The 26,209-nt window shown below is 74.6% G+C and carries 19 protein-coding genes; 6 read left to right on the forward strand and 13 right to left on the reverse strand.

The annotated features are described in order from the left end of the window. Positions 1-28: 28 nt before the first annotated feature. Complete coding sequence (locus JAO84_RS23300; RefSeq protein ID WP_370414596.1) at positions 29-3,196, reverse strand: tetratricopeptide repeat protein; 3,168 nt, start codon at positions 3,194-3,196, stop codon at positions 29-31. 331 nt (positions 3,197-3,527) lie between these two features. Between JAO84_RS23300 and JAO84_RS23305 the strand changes: the two genes are divergently transcribed. Further along, positions 3,528-3,923 carry a rodlin gene (locus tag JAO84_RS23305; protein WP_265868184.1) on the forward strand — a complete coding sequence of 132 codons (396 nt, stop codon included), beginning with the start codon at positions 3,528-3,530 and terminating at the stop codon, positions 3,921-3,923. Positions 3,924-4,083: 160 nt separating this feature from the next. Further along, a complete protein-coding gene (locus JAO84_RS23310; RefSeq protein WP_370414597.1) occupies positions 4,084-6,111 on the forward strand; it encodes a thioredoxin domain-containing protein in 2,028 nt (675 codons plus the stop codon). A 32-nt stretch (positions 6,112-6,143) separates the two neighbouring features. Here JAO84_RS23310 and JAO84_RS23315 read toward each other — a convergent pair whose 3' ends face one another. Continuing rightward, positions 6,144-7,220 (reverse strand): LCP family protein, encoded by a 1,077-nt coding sequence (locus JAO84_RS23315; RefSeq protein ID WP_370414598.1) that lies wholly within the window; start codon positions 7,218-7,220, stop codon positions 6,144-6,146. Positions 7,221-7,708: 488 nt separating this feature from the next. Between JAO84_RS23315 and JAO84_RS23320 the strand changes: the two genes are divergently transcribed. Then, a complete protein-coding gene (locus tag JAO84_RS23320) occupies positions 7,709-7,942 on the forward strand; it encodes a chaplin (RefSeq protein WP_370414599.1) in 234 nt (77 codons plus the stop codon). A gap of 85 nt (positions 7,943-8,027) precedes the next feature. Here JAO84_RS23320 and JAO84_RS23325 read toward each other — a convergent pair whose 3' ends face one another. Both JAO84_RS23325 and JAO84_RS23330 read right to left on the reverse strand, forming a co-directional pair. After that, entirely contained in the window at positions 8,028-9,329 is a 1,302-nt protein-coding gene (locus JAO84_RS23325) for an FAD-dependent oxidoreductase (protein WP_370414600.1), read from the reverse strand. Between the two features lie 61 nt (positions 9,330-9,390). Further along, a complete protein-coding gene (locus JAO84_RS23330; RefSeq protein WP_370414601.1) occupies positions 9,391-10,731 on the reverse strand; it encodes an ATP-grasp domain-containing protein in 1,341 nt (446 codons plus the stop codon). A gap of 315 nt (positions 10,732-11,046) precedes the next feature. Between JAO84_RS23330 and JAO84_RS23335 the strand changes: the two genes are divergently transcribed. Then, entirely contained in the window at positions 11,047-12,591 is a 1,545-nt protein-coding gene (locus JAO84_RS23335) for a glycoside hydrolase family 26 protein (RefSeq protein ID WP_370414602.1), read from the forward strand. 24 nt (positions 12,592-12,615) lie between these two features. Here the strand turns inward: JAO84_RS23335 and JAO84_RS23340 are convergent, their stop codons facing one another. The 9 genes from JAO84_RS23340 to JAO84_RS23380 are packed head-to-tail and all read right to left on the reverse strand — an operon-like array spanning position 12,616 to position 24,084. Then, the gene (locus tag JAO84_RS23340; protein WP_370414603.1) at positions 12,616-13,755 is read right to left on the reverse strand and encodes a GNAT family N-acetyltransferase; all 1,140 of its coding nucleotides are present in this window, start codon (positions 13,753-13,755) and stop codon (positions 12,616-12,618) included. Then, positions 13,752-14,432 (reverse strand): lipopolysaccharide biosynthesis protein, encoded by a 681-nt coding sequence (locus tag JAO84_RS23345; RefSeq protein ID WP_370414604.1) that lies wholly within the window; start codon positions 14,430-14,432, stop codon positions 13,752-13,754. Before JAO84_RS23345 ends, JAO84_RS23340 begins: the two co-directional genes overlap by 4 nt. A 10-nt stretch (positions 14,433-14,442) precedes the next feature. Beyond that, a complete protein-coding gene (locus JAO84_RS23350; RefSeq protein WP_370416847.1) occupies positions 14,443-15,573 on the reverse strand; it encodes a glycosyltransferase in 1,131 nt (376 codons plus the stop codon). A gap of 38 nt (positions 15,574-15,611) precedes the next feature. Next, on the reverse strand, positions 15,612-16,397 hold the full coding sequence (locus JAO84_RS23355; protein WP_370414605.1) for a polysaccharide deacetylase family protein: 786 nt from the start codon (positions 16,395-16,397) through the stop codon (positions 15,612-15,614). Further along, the gene (locus JAO84_RS23360; RefSeq protein WP_370414606.1) at positions 16,309-18,903 is read right to left on the reverse strand and encodes a lipid II flippase MurJ; all 2,595 of its coding nucleotides are present in this window, start codon (positions 18,901-18,903) and stop codon (positions 16,309-16,311) included. Before JAO84_RS23360 ends, JAO84_RS23355 begins: the two co-directional genes overlap by 89 nt. Next, positions 18,896-20,245 (reverse strand): O-antigen ligase family protein, encoded by a 1,350-nt coding sequence (locus tag JAO84_RS23365; RefSeq protein WP_370414607.1) that lies wholly within the window; start codon positions 20,243-20,245, stop codon positions 18,896-18,898. Before JAO84_RS23365 ends, JAO84_RS23360 begins: the two co-directional genes overlap by 8 nt. A gap of 2 nt (positions 20,246-20,247) precedes the next feature. Continuing rightward, positions 20,248-21,729 (reverse strand): exopolysaccharide biosynthesis polyprenyl glycosylphosphotransferase, encoded by a 1,482-nt coding sequence (locus JAO84_RS23370; protein ID WP_370414608.1) that lies wholly within the window; start codon positions 21,727-21,729, stop codon positions 20,248-20,250. Further along, a complete protein-coding gene (locus JAO84_RS23375) occupies positions 21,726-22,859 on the reverse strand; it encodes a glycosyltransferase (protein WP_370414609.1) in 1,134 nt (377 codons plus the stop codon). Before JAO84_RS23375 ends, JAO84_RS23370 begins: the two co-directional genes overlap by 4 nt. 13 nt (positions 22,860-22,872) lie before the next feature. Continuing rightward, a complete protein-coding gene (locus JAO84_RS23380; protein WP_370414610.1) occupies positions 22,873-24,084 on the reverse strand; it encodes a DUF3344 domain-containing protein in 1,212 nt (403 codons plus the stop codon). Positions 24,085-24,505: 421 nt separating this feature from the next. Between JAO84_RS23380 and JAO84_RS23385 the strand changes: the two genes are divergently transcribed. Further along, positions 24,506-24,748: a chaplin gene (locus tag JAO84_RS23385; RefSeq protein ID WP_370414611.1), complete on the forward strand. Its 243-nt coding sequence runs from the start codon at positions 24,506-24,508 to the stop codon at positions 24,746-24,748. Between the two features lie 313 nt (positions 24,749-25,061). Further along, positions 25,062-25,958, forward strand: a complete 897-nt coding sequence (locus JAO84_RS23390) for a hypothetical protein (RefSeq protein ID WP_370414612.1) — start codon at positions 25,062-25,064, stop codon at positions 25,956-25,958. The last annotated feature ends 251 nt before the right edge of the window (positions 25,959-26,209 follow it).

The following is a 26,209-nucleotide window of genomic DNA, read 5'->3' on the forward strand; positions in this document are numbered from 1 at the left end:
GCGCTGCCCGGGCCCCGACACACAGGGCCTACCCCACCGGCACCCCCATCACCTCCCGCGCCTGCCGTCCCGGCACCATGCCCAGGTCCCAGGCCTGCCAGGTGGTGTCCGGGGCGGTGCCGCGGTCGAGGACCAGGGCGTAGGCCTCGGCGCAGTCGGTGAGGCGGGGGTCCCGGGACGGGTGGGGGGCGGCGGTCAGGGAGGCGAGTTCCTCGCGGGCCGCGGCCGGGTCGGGGAGCAGGGTGGCGCGCAGGAAGCGGGCCCAGTCGGTGCCCCGCCGGTCGCCGTACCCGGCGAAGAGGCCGGCCGCCTCCTCGCACAGGCCCAGGGCCTGCGTGGTGCGCCCGTTGCCCGCGTCGACCACGGCCAGCTCCAGACATGTCCAGGCCTCGCCGTGGGCCACGCCGATCCGGCGGAAGTCGGCCCGGGCGTCCATCAGGAGCTGGCGGGCGAAGCCCGAGTTGCGCAGGTTGCCGGTCTGCGCGGCCCGCTGGTCCCGGGTCACCCGACCCGAATGATGGCGGGCGCATGCCAAACCGTAGACGTCGCGCATCCGCGAGAACATCGTCCGCGCCCGCTCCAGCTCCCGCACCGCCTGGTCCCGGTCGCCCCGCTCCTCCAGGGCGTGCCCCAGGTAGTAGAGCGTCCACGCCTCGCCGCGGGCGTCCTCCTGCTCGCGATGCCGCGACAGCGCCTGCCGCAGCCCGTCCACCGCGGGCCCCACGTCCCCGGCGACAAGCCGCGCCCGGGCCAGCTGGGTCAGCGCCCACGCCTCGCCGCGCCCGTCCCGGGTCCGCCCGTACTCGTCGAGGGCGAGCCGCAGCTCCGCCTCGGCCCGCTCCACCTCACCCGTCCGCAGCCGCACCTGGCCCAGCTGGAAGTGCGTCCAGGCCTCGCCGTGCAGCGACTCGTGCTCCCGGTGCAGCGCGAGCGCCCGGTCGAGCAGATCGAGCGCCTCCGCCAGCCGGCCCTGGTCCCGCTCGACCGCCCCGAGCGCGTGCAGCGTCCAGCCCCGGTCGGCCGCGAGCGACTCCGGCTCCTGCAGATCGAGCGCCTCCCGCAGCCGGGCCGCCGCCTCCGCCAACTGCCCCTGGTGGTGCAGCGTGATGCCGAGCGAGCACAGCGCGAGCGCCGCGCCCGCGTCCTGATGCGCCTCCTGATACAGCGACACCACCGAGGTCAGCGTCGTCCGCGCCTTGTCCAGCTCGCCCAGCTGCCGGGCCGCGATACCGGTGCGCCACTGCACCGAGCGCGACAGCAGCCCCTGCCCCACCGCCTCCGTCAGCTCGTTGATCTCACCCAGCCGGTACAGATCACCGCGCAGCAGACAGTGGTCGCACAGCGCGCCCAGCAGATCGAGCACCGTCTGCTGGTCCACGCCCTCGGTGTGCCGCAGCGTCGCCGTGATGAAGCTGGACTCCTCGTCCAGCCAGCGCAGCGCCGCGTCCAGCGAACCGAACCCGTGCCCGTCGAAGCGGTCCGCGCGCGTCGACATCTTGCCGTCGACCATCCGCAGCACCGCGTCCGCCAGCTCCGCGTAGTTGCGGATCAGCCGCTCCTGCGCCGCCGCGATCTCCGCCTGGTCCTCCTCCTCGACGAGCCGCGCCGCCGCGAAACCGCGCACCGCGTCGTGCAGCCGGTAGCGCTTCCCGCGCACGTGGTCGAGCAGCCCGGCGCCGGTCAGCTCCCCGAGCAGCCGCGCCCCGTCCGCCTGGCTGCCGCCGAGCAGCGCCGCCGCGGCCGCCGCCCCCGCCCCCCCCCCCCCCCCCCCCCCGAGCGCGAGCCGCCGCAGCAGCCGCCGCCGCCCGTCCTCGTCCAGACCCGTCGCGTACCCCGCCGCGAGCGCCCGCTCCACCGGCCCCGCGTCCGGCCCGGCCGCCGCGAGCAGCCCCGCCACCTCGGCCGCCGGCCGCCCGTCGAGCAGCGCGCCCGCCGTGCGAAGCGCCAGCGGCAGCCCGCCGCACAGCTCCCGCGCCCGCTCGAACCCCTCCGCGTCATACGGCCCCCGCGCACCGGACGACGCCCCGAGCAGCTCCTCCGCGCCCGCCGCGTCCAGCTCAGCCACCGGCAGCACATGCACCGAGGCCGGCAGGTCCGCGCCCAGGTCGAGCGGCTCCCGGCAGGTCACCAGGACCAGACTGTCGGAGCGCTCCGGAAGCAGCGTGCGCACCTGATCCGGGTCCACCGCGTCGTCCAGGACGAGCGTCACCGCGAGTCCCGTCAGCTGCTGGTGGTACAGCTCCGCAAGCCGTCGCACCTGCTGCTCGGCCGACGCCCGCTCCCGGAACAGGAGTTGCTCGCGCGGCGCGCCCAGCCGGTTCAGCAGGTGCAGCAGCGCCTCCCGGGTGGACAGCGGCTGCTGCCCGCGGGTGGCCCCGCCCCGCAGGTCCACCACGCACGCCCCGCGGAACTGGTCCCGCAGCGCGTGCGCCGCCCGTACCGCCAGTGCCGTACGGCCCGAGCCGGGCGCGCCGGGCAGCAGCACCACCGTCGGCCGGGTCGTGGTCGCCGCCCGGCCCGCCTGCACCCACTGGGTGATCTGCGCCAGCTCGGCCCGACGCCCCGCGAACGGCCCGTCCGCGTCCGGAAGTTGCCCGAAGGACTGCTCAAGGACCGCCCGTCGCCGGGCCGCCGCACTGCGGTCCGCGCCACGCAGCCGCTCCACCGTCCGCTGCGCCGGCTGCCCCGCCGTCCGCAGCAGCACCCGCTCCTTGTCCAGGAACGGCCGCACGCCCCGCACCTCCAGGGCCGTCAGCCACTGCAGCCGCAGCTGCTCCACCCCGCCCGGCCGGCCCGCCGCCCCGGCCCTGCGGTGCGCCGCCGCCCGCCGTTCCCCGCCGAGCTTGAACGCGGCAGCGGCGGCGCCCGCCACCGCGACCACGGCGCCCGCGCCGAACGCGGTGCCCGCCGCCGTACCGAGGGCGAGGTCGCCGCCGACCGCCGCGGCGGCCGCGACCGCCGTCACCACGGCCGGCGTCGTCAGGTCCGCCGGGGACGCGGGGCCGGCCTCCGCCGCCTCCACGGCCCGCAGATAGGCCGCGTACTCCTCGGCGGCCGGCGCCGCTATCGCGTCGAGCGCCGCCTTCCCGCGGGACAGCAGGACCGCCCCGTCGAAGCGGCCGCCCGAGCGCCGTACCTCTTCCTCCACGGCCCGTGCCCACAGCCCCTCGGCCTCGGCCCGATGGCTGTCCCGCATCGCGTTCCCCCTTTGCTCGCGACGCCGGGGCGTGTCAAGTTCCCGGCGCACTCCGCCTCGAACAGTCCGGTGCCCAGTGTCCTCGGAGACATGCGCCGACGCGAGGGACGGACGTCGCCGCCCGGTGTTCCCAAGGAACCGCGCCCCACACGGGAACTGACCGAACGACTGCCCGTCGACCTCCCGTCCGATGGCGTTCATGTGCCGAATACCGCGTCCGGGTGATGCACCGGAACCAATCCTTCCCGGGGCAGTTGATCAGGACGCTTCGGTCAACGGAGCAGTTCCGGGCCATCGAGCTCCGGGCCATCGAGCTCAAGAAGGAATACTCGTGATCAAGAAGGTTCTTGCTACCGCTGCTGTCGCGGCCACCGTCGCCGGCATGTCCGCGACCACGGCGATGGCGGCCGGTAACGACGGCGGTAGCGCCAACATCATCGGCAACACGTCGAAGCAGTCCATCGGCAGCAACTCCACCGGTGGCTACATGAGCCCGAACTTCGGTCTCGTCAACGGTGGCGTCCTGCACTGCTTCGACGTCCAGAAGGTCGAGGCCCAGGTGCCGATCGGCGCCCTCATCGGTGTCCCGATCGCCGTCCAGGACGTCCTCGGCAACCCCATCGCGAACCAGACCTGCACCCAGAACTCCGTGCAGCAGAAGGGCGACGACGCTCTGTCGCACATCCTGGGCGAGGTCCTCTCCCAGAACGGCAACATGGGCGGCTGATCTTCCGAGCCCCGCTGAAGCGGCCCCGTTCCTCGCAGAGCCAGTGCGAGGAGCGGGGCCGCTTCGCCATGATCCCTGCCCCGCCCGCACCCGCCCCACCCATGGCGTACGGGCGGTGTTTCCCCGCCCGCCGCCGCCCCGGGTGCGCGAGGATGGGGTCATGCCGAACAGACTGGCCCAAGAGACCTCCCCCTATCTCCTCCAGCACGCCGACAACCCGGTCGACTGGTGGCCCTGGTCGGCCGAGGCGTTCGAGGAGGCCCGCCGCCGCGACGTCCCGGTGCTGCTCAGCGTCGGCTACAGCTCGTGCCACTGGTGTCACGTCATGGCCCACGAGTCCTTCGAGGACGAGGCCACCGCCGGCCTGGTCAACGAGCACTTCGTCGCCGTGAAGGTGGACCGCGAGGAGCGGCCCGACGTCGACGCCGTCTACATGGAGGCCGTGCAGGCCGCGACCGGCCAGGGTGGCTGGCCGATGACCGTGTTCCTCACCCCGGACGCCGAGCCCTTCTACTTCGGCACCTACTTCCCGCCCGAGCCCCGGCACGGCATGCCGTCCTTCTCCGACGTGCTCGACGGGGTCGCGCGGGCGTGGACCGAGCGGCGTGAGGAGGTCTCCCAGGTCGCCGCGAAGATCGTCGAGGACCTGTCGGCCCGCTCGCTCGCCTACGGCGGGGACGGCGTGCCCGGTGACGAAGAGCTGGCGCAGGCCCTGCTCGGTCTCACCCGGGAGTACGACGCCCAGGACGGCGGCTTCGGGGGCGCGCCCAAGTTCCCGCCGTCGATGGTCCTGGAGTTCCTGCTCCGCCACCACGCCCGTACGGGCTCCGAGGGCGCCCTCCAGATGGCCGCCGACACCTGCGAGGCGATGGCCCGCGGCGGCATCTACGACCAGCTCGGCGGCGGCTTCGCCCGCTACTCGGTGGACCGCCAGTGGGTCGTGCCGCACTTCGAGAAGATGCTGTACGACAACGCGCTGCTCTGCCGGGTGTACGCGCACCTGTGGCGGGTCACCGGCAGCGACCTGGCCCGCCGGGTCGCCCTGGAGACCGCCGACTTCATGGTCCGCGAACTGCGCACCCCCGAGGGCGGCTTCGCCTCCGCGCTCGACGCCGACTCCGACGACGGAAGCGGCAAGCACGTCGAGGGCGCCTACTACGCGTGGACGCCCGCCCAGCTCGAAGCGGTCCTCGGCGCCGAGGACGCCCGGCACGCCGCCCGCTACTTCGGCGTCACCGAGGAGGGCACCTTCGAGGAGGGCGCCTCGGTGCTCCAGCTCCCGCAGGACGGCTCCTTCGCCGACGCCGACCGCATCGCCTCGATCCGCACCCGGCTGCTCGCCGCCCGCGAGGAGCGCCCGCGACCCGGCCGCGACGACAAGATCGTCGCCGCCTGGAACGGCCTGGCCGTCGCGGCCCTCGCCGAGACCGGCGCCCTGCTCGACCGCCCCGACCTGATCGAGCGCGCCACCGAGGCCGCCGACCTGCTCGTCCGGGTGCACCTCGACGACGGCGCCCGCCTCACCCGTACCTCCAAGGACGGGCGCGCGGGCGGCAACACCGGAGTCCTGGAGGACTACGCCGACGTCGCCGAGGGCTTCCTCGCGCTCGCCTCCGTCACCGGCGAGGGCGTGTGGCTGGAGTTCGCCGGATTCCTCCTCGACATCGTCCTCGACCGCTTCACCGCCGAGGGCGGCGCACTGTACGACACCGCGCACGACGCCGAGCAGTTGATCCGCCGCCCCCAGGACCCCACCGACAACGCCACCCCGTCCGGGTGGACCGCGGCCGCCGGCGCGCTCCTCTCGTACGCCGCGCACACCGGCTCCGAGGCGCACCGCACCGCCGCCGAACGGGCCCTCGGCGTGGTCAAGGCGCTCGGGCCGCGCGCGCCCCGGTTCATCGGCTGGGGCCTCGCCGTCGCCGAGGCGCTGCGCGACGGGCCCCGGGAGATCGCCGTGGTCGGCGCCCCCGACGACGAGGGCTTCCGGGCCCTGCGCCGTACCGCCCTGCACGCCGCCACGCCCGGCGCGGTCCTCGCCGCCGGGCTGCCCGACGGCGAGGAGTTCCCGCTCCTGAGGGACCGGCCGCTGGTCGACGGCAGGGCCGCCGCCTATGTCTGCCGGCATTTCGTGTGCGACGCGCCGGCCACCGACCCCGAGCTGCTCGCCCGCAAGCTCGGCCGCTAGCCAAGCGGAAGGGCAGCGGAGGGGCGCCCGCGTCACTTGCAGAGCAGCGAGGCGCCCTTCACCGGCTTGTAGTCGCCGAGGCCCCGCGGGATCTCACTGGTCGGCTCCGGCCGGGCCTTCGGCAGCGCCTTGTCGGCGCGCATCGCCGCGAACACCTGGTCCGCGTGCTTCTCGTCCCAGGCCAGGGTCGACCCGACGTCCTCGATGTTCGCGTTGAAGCCCGCGACCGGGACGACCGCGAACTCGGTACGGGCCGGGGTGAGGTTCTTCAGCCGGCCGGCGAGCGCGACCAGCTCGGTGACCAAGATCCCGCGTTCCGCCCTGCCCTTGCCGCGCACCGTGGAGGCGAAGGCCTTCAGCGCCTTCGGGCTCTTGATCAGCCCGTCGCGCAGACTGCGGTGCAGGTTGGCGATGAACAGCTGCTGCTTCTGGATGCGCCCGAAGTCCATCTTGCCGTCCGCCCGGCGGGAGCGGACGTACTGCAGCGCCTCGCCGCCCCGCACCGACTTCGAGCCGGCCTTCAGGTCGAGCCCGGTCACCGGGTCCTTGAGCCGCTTCTTCGTACAGATGGGGGTGCCCTTGTCGAAGACGTTCACGGTGTCCATGAAGCGGCGGAAGTCGATCTCCAGATAACGGTGGACCGGAACCCCGGTCATCGCCTCGACGGTCTCGATCGTGAAGGCCGAACCGCCCTCCGCCCAGGCGGCGTTGATCTTCGCCGGGTGGGCCTCGTGCTGCTCCCCGGTCCGCCGGTCGACATGCCCGTCGGGGAACTCGGTGAGCGAGTCGCGCGGCAGGCTCACCACGCTCACCCGGTCGTTCTTCGCCGACACGTGCACCAGCATGATCACGTCGGTGCAGGCGCACTCGCGGCTGCCGAGCCGGTACTTCTTCTTCTCGGCGGCGGTCACCGCCTTGCGGCCGTCGACGCCGACCACCAGCAGATTCAGGCCCTTCTTCGGCGAGGGCAGCTCCGACGGCGCCGCGGCGAGGACGCCGGTGCCGAGCGCGACCAGGGCGGTGGACAGAAGCAGCGTACGTCTCCGGCGCGAGTGCGGGCGCGGGCGTGGGCCGGGGCCGGGGCGCCGGAGGCTGTGGGGGGAATTCATGGCGGAACGTTAATTCGGGCACACTCGCACACAGGTGCGCGACGCGACATCGGCAGTTCGAATCACCCGCCTGCGACGGCTGTGTCATGATGCCGGAACACCGGTGAAAGGAGCGAATATGGCCCCCGATCCAGGGAAATGGGAGCGCATGGCCTTCATTCCGAAGAGCCGTTATGTTCCCGACCCGCCGCCCGAGCGGGAGCCCTTCCCGCTCTATTCCTCCCTGGCCCGCCAGTGGGAACAGGCAGGCCGGGTGGTGCCCGGAGTGCCGGACCGGGAGTGGGAACGGCTGATGAGAACACCTATTTGGCCGCGTTGACCATTCGGGTGCGCGGCAATGGGGTGAAGGGGGCCGGTCGGACCATCCGACGGTTCCCTTTTCGTGGCAGGGTCGTTGAGAACCGTGCAGTGGAAGGCGGGAGTCCGCAGGGCTCCCGTAATCGCGAAATCCGTGAATTCTCTTCCGCCGCAGAAAGGATCCAGACGAAATGAAGTGCAAGAAGGCCGCGGTCGCCGTTGCCGGTCTGCTCATGGCCCTGGGTGCCGCCGCTCCCGCGATGGCCGACTCGCACGCCGAGGGCTTCGCCGTCGGCTCGCCCGGCGTCCTGTCCGGCAACGTGATCCAGGCGCCGATCCACATCCCGATCAACGTCTGCGGCAACAGCGTGAACATCATCGGCCTGTTCAACCCGGCCTTCGGCAACGTCTGCGTCAACCGCTGACGTCACGGCTCCGAGGGTCCCGGCCGGCCCCGGGGAGTGTCCACCACACTCCCCGGGGCCGGCCTTCGCCGTACCTGACAAGGCCTCAGGACGCCGGGGCGGTCACCCGCTCCTCGCCCGTACGGGGACGCCCGAGGACCCCGTCGCCCCGCCCGGCACCGGCCCGCAGCCGCTGCCGTACGCCCTTCACCAGGCGCCCCGCCGTGTAGTCCGCGCCGAACACGAAGCGCATCGACGGCCCGTACGAGGGAGCCGTGAGCAGTCCGGCGAGGAACAGGCCCGGCCGGGACGACTCGAACAGCGCGCCCACCTCCGGCGCCCCGCCCGCCCCGCCCGCGCCCGACCCACCGGCACCCACCCGGCGCAGCCCGTCGCGCAGTTCGGGCGCGAGCACGTCGGCCCGGTCCAGGCTGGGCACGAAGCCGGTCGCCGCGATGACATGGTCGGTCTCCACGACCTCCGCGGCCCCGTCCGGGCCGGTCACGTCGAGCCGCAGCCGGTCGTCCGCCGTGACCGTCGCGCAGCTCACCCACCGCCCCAGCCGCACGTCCTTCACCTCGGCGAACCGCTCGCGCAGCCACCAGGCGCCGGCCGGCCCGAGCGCCGAGTCGAAGATCCGCTCGCGGGTGGCGGCGGGCAGCCGCCGGAAGATCCCCGGGGTGTCCGCGTACAGCTTGTTCTGCCAGCCGCAGCCGAGCCCGGTGTGCGGAGCGCGCAGCGAACGCCAGGGCCCGCGGTCGAGCGCCGGCGGCACGGTGTTCCAGTTCAGCCGGTCGGAGCGGGCCAGGACCCGTACGTGCGCGGCGCCCTGTTCGGCGAGGATCGCCGCGGTCTCCAGGGCGGCCTGCCCGGCCCCGATCACGGTGACGTCCTTGCCGGCGAAGCCGTCCAGCTCGCCGTGGTGGCTGGAGTGGGTGACGTAACGCCGGGGCAGCCCGCGCAGCGGCCCGGGGATCTCCATGAAGGGCAGCACGCCCACCGCCAGCGCCACCGTCCGGGCCCGGACCGTCTCGCCGTCCTCGGCGGTCACCGCGTACCCGCCGCCGCCCGTCTCCGCCGCCACCGTGGTGACCAGGCGCTCGTCGAGCGCGGGCACGGCCTGCCGGGCGAACCAGTCGCCGTACGCGGCGAAGAAGCCGACCGGCAGCGGCACCCCGTGCTCGGCGCGCACGCCCCGGGTGGCCGCGTAGGCGTCGAGCCCGTAGACCCCCTCCGGGTCGGAGAGATGGGAGGCCCACGGCTCGGACTTCAGGTACATCCCCGAGGGCATGGCGTGCCAGGACTCCATCGTGCGGCCGAAGATCCGCAGGTCCAGGCCGTGCGCCGCCGCGTGGGCGGCGACGGAGAGCCCGTAGGGGCCCGCTCCCACAATCACCAGGTCGTACATCGTGCGTTCCGCCTTCGAAGTCGTCGCGTCGTTCTCGCGGGTCTGAGGGGGGTGTCGGGGGTCACCGCCGGGTCACCCGGCCGGTGGAGGAGGTACGGGCCGAGGGCTGCGGCGGTACGCGGGCCGGCCGCCGCAGGATGCCCGGCCCGCCCCGGAGCAGCCGGCGCAGCGCCGGCAGCGCCTTGCGCAGGGCGTGCGCGAGCCAGGCCCGCAGCATCGCGAGGGCCGGCCGGAGGTCGTCGGCGGCGAACCAGGCCGCCTCGCGGCCACCGCCCGTGCCGACCGGACCCGCCGGCTCGGGCGCGTACCGGCGGCGCGGCGAGACCAGGTACGACAGAGCGGCGTAGTTCTCGACGACGAACCGGCGCCCGTACGAGGGCAGGTGCGCCGGCACCGGCCGGCCGGTGAGGTCCAGATGCATGGCCCGCACCACGTCGAGCCCGTCCCGGTCGGCGAACAGCCGGAACTGGGCGCCGGGCCGCGGATTGAAGTCGAGCAGGTGGTACGCGCCGGTGCCCCGGTCCAGCCGGAAGTCGAGGTCGCACACGCCCCGGTAGCCGAGCGCGCCGAGCAGCTCCCGGGCCGCCGTGTCGACCGCCGGGTTCGCGGTCCACCGGCCGACCGCCGTGAGCCCGGCTCCGTCCGGCCAGGAGCGCTCCTTGCGGCCGGTGGCGCCGGTCGCGCAGCCGCCGGCGGAGTCCACGTACCCGTGGAAGAACCAGTCGAGGTCCCGCCCGGCCGGCAGCAGCTCCTGCAGCAGCAGCCGGCTGCCGGCCTGCGGGGTGCGCGCGTAGAGCTCGCGGACCTCGGCGAGCGAGCCGAGGATCGTGGTGCTGCGCAGGCCGCCGCCGGCCGGCAGCAGCCAGGGGCGGCTCCACTTGGCGATCACCGGAAGTCCGAGCGACCAGGCCATGGCGGCGGCCTCGTCGGCGCCGGTGGGGAGTTCGGTACGGGGGTGGGGGAGGCCCAGGGCCCGGCAGGTCTCGGCGAGCTGGGCCTTGTCGGCGACCCGGGCGAGCTGCTCGGGCGACTGGTCGGGCAGCAGGAAACGGCCCCCCAGCTCGGGCCGGCACTCGGCGAGAAGCAGCGCGGTGATGTCGTCGAGGGGCACGAGCAGCGCGGGAGGTGACGTGCCGTCGGTCCGATCGGCATCGGGAGGGAGCCCGTCCGCGATGCGGTGCAGCAGCCGGGTGAGCTCGGCGGGGGAGGGCTCGTCGGGGCGGCGGTGCGCGCCCCGGAGGTAGCGGGAGCGGACGACCGGACTGTCCGGCGACTCGACCACCGCGTGGACCGCGATGCCCGCTCGCCCCAGGGAGCGCACGGCGCCGAGCGTGCCGTGGTGAAAGGGGTTCGCGTCGAGCCGCACAAGGACCGCGGGGACACGGGTGTCAAAACTCGGCACGGCATTCCTTCGTCTCGGGGGCCCAATCGGGCGATGAGGAATCCTCTAACGGACTATTGAGCGGATCGGAGCGGAGTTCTCGGTCGGCGCATTAGGAATACATTCGGAAGATCCGACTGACGGTCCATCACGCGGCGTGCGAGCGAAGGAGAAGCTGCCATGGTCAACCGAAACCGCAGAACTTCGAGGGTGTGGCTGGGGGTGTTCACCGCCGGTCTCCTTGCGTCAGGTTCTGTCGTGCTGTCGTCCCCCGCTCACGCTCACTCCGCCGCATCCGTAACGACCCGGGACCCCCAACCGACTCTCTCCAGCGCCATGGGAGCGTTCCTCGAATCGGGACCTGTCGGAGTCGCCCGCATCGCCCAGCTGCAGCGCTGGCTCGGCGGGCACGAACTCCGGGTCGGGCACACCTACCTGCCCGGCGACCTCTGGTCGAACATCGAGGGCCCGCCCGGCTTTCTCGACTCCTGGGCGGCCTGGCGCAACGAGCGTGCCGACCGGATGTTCGTCCTCAACGTCCCCATGCTGGAGCGCAACGAGGCCGGCGTCTCCGACTACGAGGTCCGCCGCCAGCTCCAGTTGGGTGCCGCGGGCTACTACGACGAGCACTTCCGCACCCTCGCCCGGCGCCTGGTCGACCTCCGGGCCACGGACACCGTGATCGTGCTCGGCTGGGAGATGAACGGCACGACCTACACCAGCCGGTGCGCGCCGGACCCGACGGCCTGGAAGCGGTACTGGAACCGGATCGTCGGGGCGATGCGTTCCGTGCCGGGCCAGAAGTTCCGCTTCGACTTCAACCCGAGCCGCGGCCGTGACGCGATTCCGTGGACCGAGTGCTATCCCGGGGACGACGTCGTCGACGTCATCGGCATGGACTCCTACGACCAGCCGCCGGGCTCCAGTTTCGACGAACACGTCAAGGAGCCGTACGGGCTCCAGGCGCAGGTCGATTTCGCGGCCGAGCACGGAAAGCAGATCTCCTATCCGGAATGGGGCCTGTTCCGGAACGGAGACAACCCCGCGTACATGCGACAGATGCTGGACTGGATGAAACGGCATCAGCCGCTGTACCACACGATCACCGATTACTGCCCGCACGGCGTCTGGCAGTGCGACGACAATCCGCAGTCGTCGCTGGTGTTCCGTCAGATGCTGTACGGGGTGGAGCCGGAGGTCCCGACTCAGCCGACGGAGCCGACGGAGCCGACTCAGCCCACGGAGCCGACGGAGCCGACCGAGCCGCCTGAGCCCACGGACCCGGTGGAGCCCACGGAGCCGACTCAGCCCACGGAGCCGACTGAGCCCACGGAGCCGACTGAGCCGACTGAGCCCACGGACCCGGTGGACCCGACGGTGCCGGTCCCGAAGCCGGAGCCGAAGCCGGAACCCAAGCCTGAGCCGAAGCCGGAACCCAAGCCCGAGCCCAAGCCGGAACCGAAGCCGGAACCCAAGCCCGAGCCGAAGCCCGAGCCCAAGCCGGAACCCAAGCCCGAGCCGAAGCCGGAGCCCAAGCCGGAACCGAAGCCCGAGCCGAAGCCGGAACCGAAGCCCGAGCCCAAGCCCGAGCCGAAGCCGGAACCCAAGCCCGAACCCGCCAAGCCCGACTGCTGGAAGCTGGACCTCGGTTCGTGGGTGGAGAGCTGGATCGGCGGGCCGGTCTGCGTCCCGAAGGACACCTCCTGGAAGGACCCCCTGAAGGAGCCCGCCACGCCCGCCGTGCCAGCCCTGCCCGCCAGGCCCACGGTGCCCACCGTGCCCGCGGTTCCCGCCAAGCCGCCGGCGAAGCCGGCCGGCGGCTGGCAGGACGGGCTGAAGATCGACTGGAAGGGAGCCCTGAACGGGATCTGGCCGTTCTGACACCCGGCGCGGCGGCGGAGGAGCTCATCCTCCGCCGCCGTCCGGCGTTCCGCGAAGCCGTCCGACCGCGCGCCCCAACCACTCCCGCTCGCGCACCTGACCGGCCGCCCAGCGCCGCCCGTTCGCGGCGCCCGCGCGCAGCCAGAGCAGCGGCGCGGCGCCCGGCCCGGCCAGCATCAGGCGCTGGTTGGGCACGGTCTCGGGCCGCCAGTGGTGCTTGTACGGTTCGGTGCCGCGCAGCATGCTCAGGGTGGCCCGGCCGCTCGCGCTGGTCTCGCGCGCCCCGTGCCGCAGCAGCATCGCGGCCACGTCGACCTTGCGGGCGCGCAGCTCGGGGTCCGCCCCGTACAGGTAACCGCCCGCGAGGCGCGGCGACATCAGGGTCAGGTCCGCGCAGACCACGTCGCCGCCGAGCCGGAACTCGGTGACCATGGCGTCGCCGCGCTCGACCATCGGGCGGACCGCCCGCGCCAGGTGCTGGGCGAACCGCTCGCTGGTGTGCTCGGCGGTCACGCCCCGGCCCTGCCACTGGAGCCGGTGCAGCCGGAGCAGCCGCTCCAGGGCGCCGGGGACCTCGGCCGCGGGCACGATCCGCTCGTCGATGCCGAGCGCGTCCATCTTGCGCAGCTTGGCCCGTACCCGCTGGGCCTTCCCGGAGGGGATGCGTTCGAGCAGGGCCTCCATGGGGACGGCGGGCAGCTCCAGGCAGAGCGAGTCGGCGAGCCGGCGGCGGGGGCCGCGCCAGGCCTCGTAGACCCGCTCGGCCGCGGCCCCGGGCCGTACCTCGCGCAGGTCGATCACCGTGCCGCGGGCCGCCCGGGCCAGCGCGCCGGCGAGCGCGGGCGCCGCCTCCGGGCAGGAGTCGTCGAGGAGCACGTCGGTGAAGTCGGTGATCGCGCCGCCGAGCGGGGCGAGCGCGGGCAGCGGGCCGGGCGCCCGCATCAGCGCCGCCGCGCCGACCGGGGTGCCGTCGGCCCGCCGCACCAGGACGACGCGCAGGTCGCCGGGGCGCCCGTACGACACCCACCAGGAGTGCAGCCACGCGTACGACTGGAACGGCGTCGCCGTGGCGCACCGCCCGTACAGCGCCGTCCACTCGGGGCCGAGCCGCTCGAACTCGGCGCAGTCCCGGATGATCTCGGTCAGGAAGGATCTGCCGTTCACACCGCCTCCGGTTCCGGCTGCTGCGCGGCGGCGCCCGCCGGACCCGGCACCTGCGCCGCGCTGCCCGTGGCCGCGGCCGCGGCCGGCTGCCGGGAGTGCCGGGCCTCGGCGCGGGCCGTGCGCTTCGGACGTACGAGCAGGGCGAGGCCGCCGAGCAGCCCGCCCGCGCAGCCGCCGACCAGGGCGGACAGCGGCGCCGACGGCGAGACCGGCTGCTGCGGCTTGGTCGCGCGGGAGAACTGGACGACCTTGACGCCGGTGTTGGCGGCGACGTGCGTGCTGTTGGTGACGAGCGCGCGGGCCACGCCGTCGGCCATCGACACCGCCGTCGCCGGCTTCGCCGACCGGGCCGTGATCGAGATCATCGGGGCGTCCGGGGAGGTCGACGCCTGCACGCTCTGCCGCAGCGTGTCCGCGGAGACGCCCGCCCACACCTGGGCGTCGCCGGTCACCGCGATGTCCGTGGCGACCCGCCCGTACGCCTGGGCGAAGCCGAGCGCGGCGGACGGGTCGGACTTCTCGCCGGGGACGACGATGACGTAGCTGGTCGCCGCGTACTCGGGGGTCTTCAGGGCGCCGTAGCCGCCGCCGAGGACCGCGCCGGCGAGCACGGCGGCCGGCAGCACCATCCAGCGGGCGGGGGTGAGCAGGGAGGAACGTGGCGGGGTGGTGGTCATGACACAGGTCTCACTTCACGGGGTGGGGGCCGCGGACGGCCCGGTGGTAGAGGGACAGCAACTGCTCGGCGCTGTGCGCGATGTCGTAACGGCGGAGGGCCTCCGGCGGCACCAACCGCCCGCCCCGCTCCCGCAGCACCTCGTCCAGCGCGGCGGCCAGCTCGGGCACCGCCCCGCCGACCCGCCGCGCTCCGGGCGCCGCCTCCGGCGGCAGGTCCTCGATCGCCGGACACGCCACATACAGCGCGGGCAGCCCGGCCGCGAGCGCCTCGACGACGGCGAGCCCGAAGGTCTCGTCGGGCGACGCGGACACGAACACGTCCATCGCGGCGAGCAACGACGGCAGATCGGGCCTTTCACCCGGTCCCTCCGGCGGGTCCGGCACCGCGCCCGTCAGCAGCACCCGGTCCGCCGCGCGGCACTCCGCGGCGAGGCGCAGGAGCTTGGCGCGTTCGGGGCCGTCGCCGACGAGGAGGAGGTGGGCGTCCGGGAGGGCGGCCACCGCGCGGAGGAGACGGTCGAAGTGCTTGCCGGGGGTGAGGCGGCCTACGCCGCCGACCACGAAGGCGTCGGCGGGCAGGCCGAGAGCGGCGCGGGTGCGGGCGCGGGCGGTGGGGTCGTGGGCGAAGCGGGTGGTCTCGATGCCGTTGGGGACCACGTGGATACGGGCCGGGGGGACGCCCCAGCGGGCGAGGCGGCGGGCGACGCTCGGGGAGACGGCGACCGTGGAGGTGCCGAGGCGTTCCGTCGCCAGATACAGGGCGCGGGTGCCGGCGGACAGGCGCCGGCCCTCGATCTGGGCGTCGCCGAGGGAGTGTTCGGTCGCGATGACGGACCGCACGCCGGCGAGCCGCGCCGCCGGCCGGCCGTACACGCAGGCCCGGTAGAGATGGGTGTGCACCAGGTCGTAGCCGCCCTGGCGGATCAGCCGGGTGAGCCGGGGGAGCGCGCCGACGTCGCGGTTGCCGGTCATGCCGAGGTGGGTGACCGGGGTGCCGTCCGCCTCGATGCCGTCGGCGACCGCGCCCGGATTGGTCAGGGTCACCACCCGGCTCCGCACCGGCAGATGGCGCAGCAGCAGCCGCAGCTGCTGCTCGGCGCCGCCGATGCCGAGGCCGGTGATGACGTGCAGCACCTTCAGGTCAGGGCCCTTCGGGGCAGGGCCCTTCAGGTCCGGGCTCATGACAGGACCGACCGGGCCGGGCCGCTCTGCGCGGGGATCAGATCGGCGGGGCGGCGCCGCCGCAGCGGGTGCAGGACGCGCTTCGCGGTGAGCCGCCACGAGGTGTCCTCCTCGCCGACGTGCACCCGCGGCAGCGCGTACGTACCGGACAGCGGGCCCGGGTCGATGGCGCAGCCGTACGCGTAACCCGCCTTGCGGACCGCGCGCGTGACCCGGGCGTCGACCGTCCCGTACGGGTAGCAGAAGCCGTCCACCGGACCGCCGGTGATGTCCTCGATCAGCTCCCGGCTGTGCCGGGTCTCGGCGGCGAGCGTCGCGTCGTCGGCGTCCGTCAACGACACGTGGTGCAGCCCGTGCGAGCCGATCTCCATGCCGGCGGCGGCCGCCTTGCGGATGCCGTCCTCGTCGAGCAGCGGCTTGCGCGGCCCGTGCGCGTCCCACGCGTTGTCGCCGCCGAGCCGCCCCGGCAGCACGTACACCGTCGCCGTGAAACCGTGCCGGCGCAGCAGCGGCACCGCCGACTCCAGGAAGTCCGCGTAGCCGTCGTCGAAGGTCAGGCCGACGAGTCCGCGCTCGCGGCCCGCCGCGGTCGCCGCGAGCAACTCCCGTACGGACACCCCGCGCAGCCCCCGGTCGCCGAGCCAGTGCAGCTGGCGGGCGAAGCGCACGGGGGAGACGGTCACCCGGTACGGATCATCGGGTGCGTCCGCGATCGAGTGGTACATCGCGACCCACAGGGGAGGCTTCGGCAGCAGACGACGCAGCACAGCTGGGGCGGGCATGGGGGGTCCTTCGGAGGGGTCGGAGGGTTCGACAGCGGGAGCGGGGCAGGGGCGGGATCTCGGGCGCCTTGGCGGCGCACGCGATGAACAGCAGGAAGACGCCGACGACGACGAGCGCGGCGACGGTGAGCGACAGCAGCGGCGGGTCGATCGCCACCGAGCACAGCCAGCCCGCGCCGGTCGCCCACGCGCCGGCCGTGGCGAGCCGCAGCAGCCCCTCGCCGAGCCGGCGCACGTCGACCGGCACGGACTGCCGGTGCGCGCCGAGCAGCAGCATCACGGCGGTCAGGGTGATGCCGAAGGCGTTGGCGCCGGCGATGCCCGCGGCGCCCCACAGGTGCGCGGCGCCCGCGCCGGTCACGGCGGTCGCGGCGAGCCCGGCGCCCATCGCGGCGGCCGGGTACCAGAGCGGGCGGACCGCGGAGAAGTAGCAGCGGACCAGGGCGCCGACCATCGTCTGGCCGAGCAGCCCGAGCGCGTACACCCGCATCACGGCGGCGGTGGCGGCGGTGTCGCCGGTGTCGAACGCGCCGCGTTCGAAGAGGAGTCCGACGATCTGCGGCGCGGCGGCGATCACCGTCGACGCGCCGATCAGCACGACGACGGCGGCGAGCAGCAGGTCCCGCTCGACCCGGCGGCGGGCCGCCTCCGCGTCGCCGGAGGCGAGCGCCCGGGCGACCACGGGGAAGCTGACCGTGCACAGCATCAGGGAGAGGATCATCGGCATCTGCGCGACCTTCTGCGCGTAGTTCAGATGCGAGATCGCGCCGGCCGGGAGCGGCGAGGCGAGGAAGCGCTCGATGAGGATCTGCGACTGCCGGGTCAGCGCGAAGACGACGACCGGGGCGATCATCCCGAGGACGAGGAGTCGGTTGTCGCCGCCGCCCGGGGCGGGGGGCTTCGGCTCGGTCTTCGGGACGGGCCGGGAGCGCAGCTCCCGCAGCAGCGACGGCGCCTGGACGAGCACCATCAGGACGCCGCCGACCGCGACCCCGGCGGCGGCGGAGCGCACGCCGAGCGGTTCGCGCAGGACGAGCGTGGTCCCGATGATGCCGACGTTGTACGCGACGTAGATCGCCGCCGGCGGCAGGAACGAGCCGTGCGCGCGCAGCGCCGCCGAGCAGTACCCGGCGAGCGCGAACGACAGCACGCAGGTCGCCGTGAGCCGGGTGCAGTCCACCGCGAGCTGCGGGTCCGGAAGACCGGGCGCGAGCGCGGAGACGAGCCACGGCGCGAGGAAGACGAGGAGCGCGGAGGCGGCGGCGACGCCGAGGACGAGCCGGGGGAGCGTGGCGCGTACGAGGGTACGGACGGGGTCGCCGAACAGGCTGCCGGCGCGGCGGGCGAGGGCCCGGGAGAACGCCGGCACCAGGATCAGCGCCATCGCGTCCTCGATGAGCAGCGTCGACGCGAACTCCGGCACCGTCCAGGCCACCAGGAACGCGTCGGTCTCGGCGCCCGCGCCGAAGTACCCGGCGAGGATCTGGTCCCGGACCAGGCCGAGCACCGCGCCGACGGCGGTCAGCACCGCCGTCACGGCCGCCGCCCGCAGCAGGAAGCGGCCCGACGGCGACCACTTGGTACGCCGCCGGGCGTGCCGGGCCCGGACGGACGGCTCCTCCGGCGGACCGGCGGGCCGGGCGCCGTGGCCGAGGGGCCGGCCGCCGAGCAGCGGTGGCCGGGCCGCCTCGCCCGGCACCGAACGGCTGGTGATGACCATGGGGCCGCGCCGCACCACCCGGCTGCCACCCGCCGGGGTCCGGCCGTCGGTCGCGCCCGCGAGGTCCCACGGGTCGCGCGGCGGCCGCCCGGGGCCCATGCCCGGCTCGGTGCCCGGCTCGGCGGTTGCGGCTGCGCCGCGCGGCTCCACCCCGCACAGCAGATCGGGGCCGCTGCCGGCCGCCCACGGATCGGCGGGACCCGTGTCCGCGCGCCCCGGCCCGCCGCCGCCCCGCACGCCGTCCCCGCCCGGCCCGCCGGCCGGCAGGTCGCACAGCGGGTCCTCGGGCGCGAGCAGCGACCAGGGGTCGCCGGGCCCGAGCGGGGGAGTGCGGTCGGCGCGGCCGTAGGGAAGGCGGAGCTGCAGCGTGGTCTCCGACGCCCACGCCCCGTCGCCCCCGACACCGGAGCCGGCCCGCCCGTCGGCCGTCCCGGCCCCGGTCCGGTCGCTCACGGCGCCGGAGACGGCTCGCCCGCCGGGTCCCCCGGCGCGGCCGGGTACACCGGCGCCCGCGGCGTGCTCGCCGGTCGTCCCGCCCGCCCTCTCGCTGCCCGGCGCCGAGAGCGAACCGACCCCGTGCCAGTCGCCCACGGAGCCTGAGGCGGCCCGCCCGCCGGGTCCCCCGGCGCGGCCGGGCACACCGTCGCCCGGGGCGTGCGCGCCGCTCGCCGCGCCCGCCCTCTCGCCGCCCGGCACTCCGGCCGCCCACGCCCCGGCCCCGCCCAGGTCGAGGCCGTGGGCGGGGGTGTCGGCCGGGGGCCGGGAGGCGGACCGGGAGTCAGGCATCGCGCACCTCCGCCAGCGACCACCAGGCCGCCAGGCCGAGCACGACGGACATCAGGACCGTCGAGGGGCCGCCGATGTCCGCGTAGAAGAAGTCGATGAGCTGCCACGAAAGGAGTCCGACCGCCACCAGCGCGCAGTCGGCGCCACGCCGGCGCCGGCGCAGCGCCGCGACCAGGAGCGCCGCCCAGCTGCCGGCGAGGGCGAGCAGGCCGATCAGGCCCTGCTCGCTGAGGACCAGGAGGTACATGTTGTGCGGGGACAGCAGCGGCTGGCGGGCGAAGGCGGCGCCCGCGCCCGCCGTGTCGCTGCCGGAGGACAGGGCGAGCGAGGCGTTGGAGTCGCGGTAGGCCGGGAAGCCCTTGAGCCCGACGCCGGTCAGCGGCTCGGAGCGCCACATGCGGCCGGCCGCCGCCCACATCGTGTACCGGTCGGTGACCGACTGGTCGGGCGCGGCGGTCACCTGGGTGATGCTGGTGACCCGCTCCTTCACCATGTCGGAGCCGATGCCGAACCCGCCCACCAGGACCACCCCGAGCGCCGCGCCGGCGAGCGCGACCCGGGCGGCCCGGCGCGGACCGGAGAGCAGCAGCTGGAGCCCCACGGCGAGCACGGTCGCGATCCACGCGCCCCGGCTGAACGACAGCACCAGCGGCACGAACAGCAGCCCCGCACAGACCAGCGCCGCCGTCCGCCCCCGGCTGCCCGCCCGGCCCCCGAGCGCCAGGCCCGCCGCGATGACGAGCCCGTACGCGACGACCGTCGCCATGCCCATGACGTCGGTGGCGCCGAAGGTGCCGACCGCCCGGATGTCCGCGCCCTGGTACGAGGCGCCGGTGCCGGTCGCGAACTGGAGCACGCCCACCCCGCCCTCGAGCAGGGCGAGCCCGACCAGGCCCCACGCCACCACGGCGAAGTCCCGCCGGTCGCGGATCATCACGAGCACCGCGCCCGGCACAAGGACGAAGATCTGCAGATAGCGGGCCACGCCCGGCAGGCTGGCGCCCGGGTCGTTCGAGGTGATCGCGGCCAGGCACACACCGAGCACCGGCAGACCGAGCACGACCGCCGCCGCCCGGGTCAGCGGCCGGGCCCCGCCGCGCACCACCCGCAGCAGACAGATCAGCACGAGCAGCCCCGACGCGGCGTCGGCCACCGTGCCCGAGCCGCCCGTCCCGCCCTGCGCGCCGCCGCCACCCGGCACCAGCAGCAGGGCGATCACCGCGAGCACCGGGGACAGCGCCCCGGCCCGGCGCGCCCACTCCCGGACCTCGGAGCGGGCCGCGAGCCCGGTGTCCGGCACCGGTACCGGCACGGGCGCAGTCGCCGTCACGGCCGTGGTCATCGTCAGCTTCCCGTCGGTCGCACGAGGCCGGCCGCCGTACGCAGCAGGATGCAGACGTCCTGCCAGAGCGACCAGTGGTCGATGTAGTGGTTGTCGAAGCGGCAGCGGTCCTCGATCGAGGTGTCACCGCGCAGCCCGTGCACCTGGGCCAGGCCGGTCAGCCCCACCGGCATCCGGTGCCGGGCCGCGTAACCCGCGTGGATCCGGCTGAACTGTGCGACGAAGTACGGGCGTTCGGGCCGCGGCCCGACCAGGCTCATGTCCCCGCGCAGCACGTTCCACAGCTGCGGCAGCTCGTCCAGCGAGGTCTTCCGCAGGAAGTGCCCGGCCGGGCTCATCCGCCGGTCGTTCGCGATGCTCCACTGGGTCGCCGACTCCGTCTCGTCGGCCGGCTTGAGCGTACGGAACTTCAACAGCGTGAACAGGCGCCCGTTCTGACCCACCCGCTCCTGCCGGAACAGCACCCCGGGTCCGTCCGCGATCCGCACCGCGAGCGCGCACGCCATCAGCACCGGCAGCGCGAGCGCGAGCGCCGGACCGGCGAGCGCCACGTCCAGGGCGCGCTTCGCGGTCAGCCCGCGCCGCTCGCCGAGCGGCACCAGACGCCGGCAGCCGAAGCCCCACAGATGGTCGCCCATCGGACCGCCCGCCTGCTCCCCGCCGACCCGCCAGGTGGCGCAGCCGTGCTGCTGGAACAGCGCCACCAGACCGTCCTCCGAACCCTCGCCCGAACCCGCGTCCGAACCCGCGTCCGAGGAGAGCAGCACCGCGTCGCGCACCGTGTTCTGGATGACCGCCCGGTGGACCTCCTCGGCGGTCGTCAGGACCGGCAGGCCCGGCTCGCCGTCCGCGCGCGGCGCGACGATCCCGACCGGCCGCACTCCGTACTCCGGGTGCTGGGCCAGCGCGGCGGCGAACCGCCGGGCCGGGCCCGCCGCGCCCACCACGAGCGCGGACCGCGGATGCGTACGGGCCGTCCGGCGCCGCCGGGCGAGCACCAGACCGCGCACCACGAACACCGCCGTCACCTGCACGGCGTACGCGGCGCAGAGCCGCAGCGGTCCGATCACGAGCGCCGGGGCGTACGCGGCGACCGCGGCCGCCGTCACGCACCAGGCGATCCCGGCGCGGGCGGCGAGCGCCGGCACCTCGTCGAGCACCCCGGCGGGCAGCGCGGCCGGCCGGTGCAGCCCGGCCCGCGCGTCGAGCGCCACGACCAGGAGGACGACCGGCAGCGCCAGCTCCCAGCGGCGGTGCGCCGCGGACAGCACACCGACCGCGAGCAGCACGGCCAGCACGTCGGCCGCGACCAGCGGCACGGCCGCGTACCGCTCCCGCAGGGGCCGGCGCACCGGCAGCGCGAGCCGGTCGGACGCCGTCCGTGGCGAGGCGGAGGCGGAGGCGAGCGAGGCGCGGCCGGAGAACTGGCCCGCCACGGGCCACGGGCCCGGCGAAGGGTTGACGCTGGTGCTTTCGGTTGTCACTGTGCGATCGGCTCTCTGTGCTCCGTGCACCGCACTCCGGCCAGTTCGCGGTAGAGCTCCGCGACGGCCGCGCCGGTGCGCCGCACATCGAATCTGCTGAGTACGTGCTCGCGGGCCTCCCGGCCCAGCGAGTGCCGCAACTCGGTACGGCCCAGAAGGCGGCCGAGCGCGGCGGCGAGCGCGGCGGGGTCCCCTGAGGGGACCAGGCAGTGCTCCTCGTGGCCGGGCGGCAGACTCTCCCGCGCCCCGTCCACGTCGCCGACCACCACGGGCCGCCCGCTCGCCATCGCCTCCAGGGGCGCGAGCGCCATGCCCTCCCAGCGGGACGGCAGGACGACCAGGTCGGCGGCCCGGTACCAGGGCGCGGGGTCGGCCACCGCGCCGGTGAAGTGCACCGAGAAGTACGGGTCGGCGGCAGCCCGCAGCGCCGCCGCGTCCGGGCCGTCGCCGACCAGGACGAGACGGGCCTCCGGCACGGCGGCGAGCACCGTGGGCCACGCGTCGAGCAGGACGTCCTGCCCCTTCTGCCGGCACAGCCGGCCCACGCACACCACGAGCGGCCCGGCACCCGGGAGTTCGCACTCCGGGCCCGGGCTCGCCGGGGCATCCGCGGGCGGCGCGAAACGGGCGGCGTCCACCCCGTTGTGGATCACCGACCAGGCGGCGCGCACCCCGGCGTTCTCGCCGGTACGGCGCTCGGCCGCGCTGACGCACACGATCCGGTCGGTCCAGTGGGCCGCCGCGCGCTCCCACATCCGGGCGAGGGCGGCGGTCGTCCCGCCGACGGCCTCGAAGGACCAGGCGTGCGGCTGGTACACGGTCGGCACCCGGCCGCGCAGCGCGAGCCGGGCGCAGAGCCCGGCCTTGGCGCTGTGGGCGTGGACGAGCGCCGGCCGCACGGCCCGCAGCAGCCGGCCGAGCTCCCGGGTCTCCCTCAGCAGCGCGGGGCCGGGCTCGCGGCCGACCCGCCAGTCGTACGCCTCGGCGCCCTCCGCCCGTACCGCGGCGGCGAGTTCGGTGCCGGGCGGACAGGCCACGGCGACCCGGAGGCCCGCCGCCAGCTGGCCGCGGACCAGGTCGGTCACGACCCGGGCGACCCCGCCGTCACCGGGCTGGACGGCGTGCAGCACGTCCGGCCCGGGGTCAGTCCGCGTCGGGCTCGGCTCCTCGGCCGGGCGCGACGAGGGGCAGCAGTCCGGCGCCGGGCTTTCCGAGACCGGGCTGTGCGAGTCCGGGCTGTGCGAGTCCGGGCTTTCCGAGACCGGGCTTCGCGACTCCGGGCTTTCCGGGGCCCGCCTGTCCGCGGGCCGGCTGTTCGAGGTCCGCCTGGAGGAAGAGCGCGCCGAGCCAGACGGCGTCCTTCCGGCTCCCGAGGCGGATGTGGAAACGATCGGCCCCATGGCGCAGCGCCCCCCGCAGATCGAAGACGTCCGAGTCGTACCCCAGGGTGTTCTGATGAGCGGGCAGTCGTTCCATACGACTGGCTCCCGATTCCGTGATGCTGGAGTTCATCACGTCGTCCGCGGAATTCGCGGAATCGGAGATCACGCTGCGCGTGACGCTCTTCGCCCGGCCGGTCTCCACCGCCAGGTAATCGCCGGACGTCCCCCGGTCGCCGTCGTAACCGACGATTCCGAGGTGTCCGTCCGCGCCGCTCGGCACGCGGTGCGCGCCCAGGGCGAGCGGGACCGCGAGCTCCGGTTTCCCCGGCCCGAGCGCCTCGAACCCGTCCCACACGGCGAGCCGGCGCAGCGGCTCGTCGGCCTTCTCGTACGCGGCGACCAGCGTCCAGCCGCCCCAGCCGCCCACGGCGGAGCGGCCCATGGCGACGTTCACCTGGGCGACCGTCCACAGGCCCGAACGGGACGAGCGGACAAGGTCGGTGACATCGGCGGAGGCCTGGAAGGCGTCGGCGCCGTCGGCGGTGCGGTGGCCGATCGTGGTGTCGGCGAGCACCGCCTTGTACTGGCCGCCGGGCTCGGCGATCAGCACCCGCCCGTTGTCCTTGGGCGGCTTCTGCTCACCCACCCGCAGGTTCCCGCCCCAGTACAGGCGGGCCCAGCTGACCCGGGCGCCGTCGGGCACGCGGAGTTCGGCACGGCTGGAGTTGTAGGTGTTCGGATCGGCGTCGACGTCGACGTACGCGATGGTGGCGCCGTCGTTGGCCGACTCGGTGCCGGCCGCGCCGGTGGCCGAGGTGTTGGCGGCCCGCACGACCCCACCGTGCTGCACCGCCTCGTACCTCGCCGTGAACGGGAGTCGGGCGGACTCCTCGGGCCGGGGCGCCACCGGGGGCGCGGCGGCCGAGGCGGCCGGGAGCGCGGCGGAGAGCGCCGCGCACGAGAAGGCACACACCAGACCCCGACGTACGGCATGAACCGCTGAATTCCGCATACAGGTTCTCCGCTTTGATGAGAGAGAGAAGGGAAGACCCGTGGTGACCGGGGGAGGGGGGAGAGAAGTCGGTCGCGCGAAATGGATGAACGCGCGACGGGACCGGAAGCAACGTTCGGGAACGTTATAACCCCCGCGACGGGCGATAGTAAGCATTAGATGCTCACAAACGCTAACTTCCGTATCCAACCGGCACGTTCCTCGTTGAGCGTGTTGCGCCTTTCTGGGCCCAGTCACTCGAATGACGCTCCTATGGCCCAAAGATCGGTTGAACGTCACCCGTTCGGGAGAGCAACCGATGAAATCCAGCGGCGTTGTTGATGCAGCCGGGCAATACCGTCCGCGCCGTCCGAGTTGAAAATCGATCGAGGAGTCGTTCTCCATGTCCCGTATCGCGAAGGCCGTTGCTCTGTCCGTCGGTGCGGCTGCCGCTGTCGCCGGTTCCGCCGGTGTCGCCGCCGCCAGCGCCGGAGCCGAGGGTGCCGCCGTGCACTCCCCGGGCGTGCTGTCCGGCAACCTGGTCCAGGTCCCGGTCCACGTCCCGATCAACGTCTGCGGTAACACCGTGAGCGTCATCGGTGCCCTGAACCCGGCCTTCGGCAACACCTGCGTCAACCACGGCTGACCTCACGCGCCGGATCGCGGTCCTTCCGAGGCCGGCGCGGCGACCCTTCCGGGTCGCCGCGCCGGCCTTTCGCCGTCCGCCCACCGTGCTGCCCCCCCTGTGCCGATTCGCCCGGGCCTCGTCCCGGGCCACGTTCGGACGCACCCCCGTGCGCCGCCCGGTGCAACGGCGCACGCCCCGTGCAGGAGCAGGTCAGGCGGGTGGATTCACCCGAACGGATTCGTGGCGCTCAGTAGTCCAGCGGTTGCGGAGCGCTATAGCCGCAGGCACGGTGACAGAGCTGTTGTCCGACGCATAAGGAAAAGGAACACATATGCGTCCCCACGCCTCATCCCGCATCACCGCCCTGGCGATATCCGCCGCACTCGCCCTCGGCATGGCGGGACCCGCCTTCGCCGACGAACACCGCCCGTCCGGCCCGGCCGCCCACGCCGGCACCCGAGCCCCGCTCCCCGACTCCGCCGCCCTCCTCGCCCAGGCCAAGGCCCTCGGTGAACTCGGCTCCGTGAGCACCCCGGTGACCGAGCTGATCACCGCGACCCTGAAGGCCGACGACGGGCAGCTGCCCGCCGCCGACGCCGAGGCGTTCAAGGAGAAGATCACGACCGCCCTCGAAGCGGCGAAGGAGACCGCCCCGGTCACGCCCCCCGAGACCCCGGTGACGCCGCCCGCGGCCGAGACCCCGGTCACTCCGCCGGCCGCCGAGACCCCGGTCACCCCGCCGGCCGCCGAGACGCCGGTGACTCCGCCCGCGGTCGAGACGCCGGCGACCTCGCCGGTGACCTCGGCCGTGACGACGCCCGTGACCTCCGTGGTGCCGACCGGTGTTCGGGCCGCGGCGCCCGCCGACATCGTCGGCGACGCGCTCGCCACGGTCCAGAAGGCGGTCGCCGACCTGCTCGCCGCCGTCACCTCCGGCAACGCCACCGGTGTCGTCCCGCAGGTCACCGCAACCCTGACCTCGCTGGTCAACCTGGCCGTGGCGACCGTACTCGGCAGCGGTCTGCCGGCCCCGAACCTGGCCGGACTGCCCACGCTGCCGAGCCTCCCGGTCTCCACGGACACCCTGCCGGTGAAGCCGCCGGTCTCCACGGACACCCTGCCGGTCACCCCGCCCTCCACCGACACCCTCCCGGTCACGCCGCCGGTGTCGACGGACGCCCTGCCGGTGAAGCCGCCGGTGTCGACGGGCGCCCTGCCGGTCCGCTAGCCGGATCCGCGCACCCCGGGCCGGGCCCGTCCCAGAACTTCTGGGCGGGCCCGGCCCCTTTCGCGCCGGCGTGCGCGGGCGGTCTGTCAATCACACCGGTTCCCTTCCTTCGGGTGCAGTGTCGAGAAATCGCCGTTCACGGAGTTTCCCGGGCGGCGGACGTCTCGTTACAGAGAGCGGAACGACGTACAGGAATCACGCCAAGAGGCCTGCACGGCAAGCGAGTTGCTCACCGATTGCTCACCGATGGA

The organism is Streptomyces fradiae (genome assembly GCF_041270065.1).
Lineage (GTDB): Bacteria > Actinomycetota > Actinomycetes > Streptomycetales > Streptomycetaceae > Streptomyces.

Excerpts from the sequence above, each read along its gene's own strand:
- JAO84_RS23335 (WP_370414602.1), top strand. The coding sequence starts at position 11,047 with ATGGGAGCGTTCCTCGAATCGGGACCTGTCGGAGTCGCCCGCATCGCC.
- JAO84_RS23385 (WP_370414611.1), top strand. The coding sequence starts at position 24,506 with ATGTCCCGTATCGCGAAGGCCGTTGCTCTGTCCGTCGGTGCGGCTGCC.
- JAO84_RS23320 (WP_370414599.1), top strand. The coding sequence starts at position 7,709 with ATGAAGTGCAAGAAGGCCGCGGTCGCCGTTGCCGGTCTGCTCATGGCC.
- JAO84_RS23300 (WP_370414596.1), bottom strand. The coding sequence starts at position 3,196 with ATGCGGGACAGCCATCGGGCCGAGGCCGAGGGGCTGTGGGCACGGGCC.
- JAO84_RS23345 (WP_370414604.1), bottom strand. The coding sequence starts at position 14,432 with ATGACCACCACCCCGCCACGTTCCTCCCTGCTCACCCCCGCCCGCTGG.
- JAO84_RS23360 (WP_370414606.1), bottom strand. The coding sequence starts at position 18,903 with ATGCCTGACTCCCGGTCCGCCTCCCGGCCCCCGGCCGACACCCCCGCC.
- JAO84_RS23310 (WP_370414597.1), top strand. The coding sequence starts at position 4,084 with ATGCCGAACAGACTGGCCCAAGAGACCTCCCCCTATCTCCTCCAGCAC.
- JAO84_RS23315 (WP_370414598.1), bottom strand. The coding sequence starts at position 7,220 with ATGAATTCCCCCCACAGCCTCCGGCGCCCCGGCCCCGGCCCACGCCCG.
- JAO84_RS23365 (WP_370414607.1), bottom strand. The coding sequence starts at position 20,245 with ATGACCACGGCCGTGACGGCGACTGCGCCCGTGCCGGTACCGGTGCCG.
- JAO84_RS23390 (WP_370414612.1), top strand. The coding sequence starts at position 25,062 with ATGCGTCCCCACGCCTCATCCCGCATCACCGCCCTGGCGATATCCGCC.
- JAO84_RS23325 (WP_370414600.1), bottom strand. The coding sequence starts at position 9,329 with ATGTACGACCTGGTGATTGTGGGAGCGGGCCCCTACGGGCTCTCCGTC.
- JAO84_RS23355 (WP_370414605.1), bottom strand. The coding sequence starts at position 16,397 with ATGCCCGCCCCAGCTGTGCTGCGTCGTCTGCTGCCGAAGCCTCCCCTG.